Source organism: Candidatus Thermoplasmatota archaeon (genome assembly GCA_018814355.1).
Lineage (GTDB): Archaea > Thermoplasmatota > Thermoplasmata > UBA10834 > UBA10834 > COMBO-56-21.
On sequence record JAHIZT010000022.1, the window covers coordinates 1 to 3,285 of the forward strand.

3 protein-coding genes are annotated in these 3,285 nt (G+C 55.6%); 2 read left to right on the forward strand and 1 reads right to left on the reverse strand.

The features are described from left to right. Nucleotides 1–540, forward strand: a 540-nt coding sequence (locus KJ653_00970) for an NAD(P)H-dependent oxidoreductase (GenBank protein ID MBU0684410.1), incomplete at its 5' end; no start/stop codon positions are given. A 331-nt stretch (nucleotides 541–871) separates the two neighbouring features. Here the strand turns inward: KJ653_00970 and KJ653_00975 are convergent. After that, nucleotides 872–1,756 carry a Fic family protein gene (locus tag KJ653_00975; protein MBU0684411.1) on the reverse strand — a complete coding sequence of 295 codons (885 nt, stop codon included), beginning with the start codon at nucleotides 1,754–1,756 and terminating at the stop codon, nucleotides 872–874. A gap of 475 nt (nucleotides 1,757–2,231) precedes the next feature. Here KJ653_00975 and KJ653_00980 point away from each other — a divergent pair. Then, nucleotides 2,232–3,285, forward strand: a 1,054-nt coding sequence (locus tag KJ653_00980) for a CBS domain-containing protein (protein MBU0684412.1), incomplete at its 3' end; no start/stop codon positions are given.

Sequence of the window (3,285 nt, forward strand, 5' to 3'; positions counted from 1 at the left end):
GATATCAAGCCCTGCAAAGGAGAGTTCTACTGCTGGAATACGAATCCTGGCAAATGCCTCATCAAAGACGACATGCAATCAGTCTACCCCCTTCTGAAACGAGCAGACATCTTGGTTCTTGCCACCCCGGTCTACATACCGCTCCCTGGCGAGATGCAAAATTTCGTCAACCGTCTCTGTCCGTTGATCGACCCCTTGCTGACAAAGAGGAATGGCCGGACGCGTGCTAGATTCCGTTCCGATGTGAAGATCCGGAAGATTGTGCTGGTCTCGACTAGCGGCTGGTATGAAAAAGGCAACTTCGGAACGGTCCTCAGGATTGCGAAAGAGGTCGCAAACGATGCCAGCGTGCAGTTCGCAGGGGCGCTGCTTCGACCGCACGCCCAGCTCCTTGCAAGAGGGGGTTCGAAAGCCGATAGAGTTCTGGAGGCTGCCAAGGAATCTGGGCGAGAACTCGTGGCGACCGGAAGAATATCTAAGAGGCTGATTGAGGCGGTCGGGAAGCCATTGATCCTTGAAGAGGAAATGTGGAAGACCTAGAAAGCCTCGTACGGGAAGACCGAGGCTTGGAAAAGGTGTTAGTCTGTCCGATCGTTCCGTCCGAGGATGGGCGCGCATCGGTGATCGGGAGACCGTACCTGTGCGTGTGTTGATGTTTGAACGTTTGTCCAGAATACAAAATCAAAAAGTGCGAGGGTCCGGATATTGACCCGGAATCTACCTCCAATTAAAACTGGGAGCTATAATCTTCAAAGCCGGAAGTGGGCCCTCGAGAAGGGGATTCTTTACTGGTAGAAAATGAGCCGGGCCTGGAAATTCTCAGCGCCATTGACAATAATCACTGCGATGCTACATAATCCAATTTCCAGACCTAGGCGTAGGCCGAGTTCTCCTTGAGGTATCTCTTGAAGAACCACTGGATGAAGACGCTGTCGATCTTCTTCACCTGCGATCGCTCCAGCGCGTTGTAGTAGCTTCTCCGATCCTCGTATGGGACGTTCAGTGGAGGAAAACCGTGCTTCTGCAACACGAAGTTCATCAGGAGCCTGCTCATCCTGCCATTCCCGTCAGCGAACGGGTGGATTGTCACGAATCTCAAGTGAACGGTCGCGGCAAGTTCGACTGGATGGAGCGACGACTTGCTTCGGTCGTACCAGCGAAAGAACTCTCTCAGCAATGGTTGAATCTCAACTGGGCTAGGAGGCATGAACCGGCTCCCTGAAATGGCGACCTGATACGCTCTGACCTTTCCAGCGATATCGGGCTTTGTCCCTTCAAACAGTCTCTTGTGCCAGAGCAGGATGATTCGCAACGATATGTCCTTCTCGTACTCCAGGATTTCGCGGAAGACCCTGTCATGGGCTTCGACTTCACTTATGTCCTCACGCGGCCTCGCGCGCGGGCTGAGCCCTCTCTCCAACAAATCCGCCGTTTCCCGGTATGTGAGTTTCGAACCCTCAATGCGGGTCGTGTCATAGGTGAACCTGACTGAGAACGAGCGAACCTGTTTCTGAAGCGCGCTCCGCGGCATCTTTCGCTGCTCTTTCGCGTAGTTGGAGCGGATCTTATCCAGAAGAGGGTACCAACGCTCCTTGTAGATCTCGATGAGGAAGTCTCGCTTCGCCTCTTCGATATTGGCGGGCAGTCTCGTACCCAGATACTTCTCACGAGTTTGAACACCTTTGGAGGTCCTGATGGTATGCTGCAGGTAGAAGTACTTCCGCGAGTCAACTGATTTCTTTCTAATCGTGACCATGGGATTCTATTACCCTTACATATTAATAGAGTTTTCTACTATTCGTAGTATGTAAGGGTAGGAACGGCAGGGCTGTTGAGGAGATGGTTGATGAGAAGATCGCACGATGGCAAATGTGATATTCATCTGTAATCCAGAATTGTAATGTGCGAGGGCCTGGATTACAGCCCGGGACCTACCTGTGATTGAAGCTGGCACCAATGACTACCAGCAGGCAACTGAATACAATCTAGTTGCCTGGCGATGCATGGTTTCCATGTTCTAAACGAGATTTAGCCAAGAGTGTCTGACTCGACCCTGGTTCAAATCCCCTTCCCGCATATCGCCCCGTTCCCGGTCCAGTCGAGGACTGTCTTCTTTGGCCGCACTTGTGCGCGAGGCGAAGTGCGTCAGGAACAAGCCGGCAACGCTACTTCTAAGGTTCGTGTCAAACTACATATCGCATAAGGCCCATGCCAACATCTGGGAGTAGGACATGAGCGGCAATGATCTCCGCGTGAAAGACGTGATGACCGAGGGGGCCGTCACGGTCGACTTGGACACGACCGTGTCGAAGGCCATCTCGCTGTTTAAGAAGAAGGGCATAAGGGAGGTTCCCGTGCTCGACCGAGGCAGGCCCGTGGGGCTCGTCAGCTACACTTCGTTCATTGCGAGGAGGAGCATCCCACTGACGGCCAAGGTCGGCTCGATCATGATGCCCTGCCCGCGCCTGAGTGAGGACATGGCGCTCACCAAGGCGGCGGAGGTGCTCATGACGGCGGGCGTCAGAGGCGCCCCGGTCATGAGAGGTGCGCGCCTCGTGGGATTCCTCTCGAGGAGCGACGTCGTGCGCGTGCTGCCTGGCGTGGAGGAGCTCGCCAGCAGGAGGGTGGACGAGGTGATGACTCGGAGCCCTCTGGCAATCCGCGAGAACGAGCCTGCCAAGAAAGCCCAGATAATGATGGATGAGTTGAACGAGAAGGCCCTGCCCGTCGTGAAGGACGACGGGAAACTGTCAGGGATCGTTGGCATGCACGAAGTATTCAAGGCCCTGTGGTCCCCAAAGGCAGACAGGCCTCCTAGGTCGCCCAAGCCCCCGAGGATGGTGTTCGATGACAGGAGGCCGAGCATCGTGAGCGTGGGCAGCATCATGAAGAGGTTTCCAATCGTCGTATCGCCCGGACAGAGCGTGGGGGAGCTGGCGAGGACGATGACCGAGCACGGGGTGTCCACGGTGTTCGTCGTTGAGGACGACCGCCTCGTGGGGGTGGTAGACCAGGCGGACCTCATGGAGCAGCTCGCGGCACTGAGGCCCAGCGGGAGCATGCTGGTGCAGCTGTCCGGCGTGGGCGTCCAGGATCCCGAGGTGTACGATACGGTTCATCAGATGACTCAGAATTCGATGAAACGAGTCAGTCGGGCGGAGGACCCGAAGACGCTCACGATGCACGCGTCCGCCTACCACAAGAGCGGGGGCCTCACGAAGTACGGCATATCCGCCAGGTTGACGACCGAGAAGCGGATGCACTTCGCGAAGTCCACTGGATGGA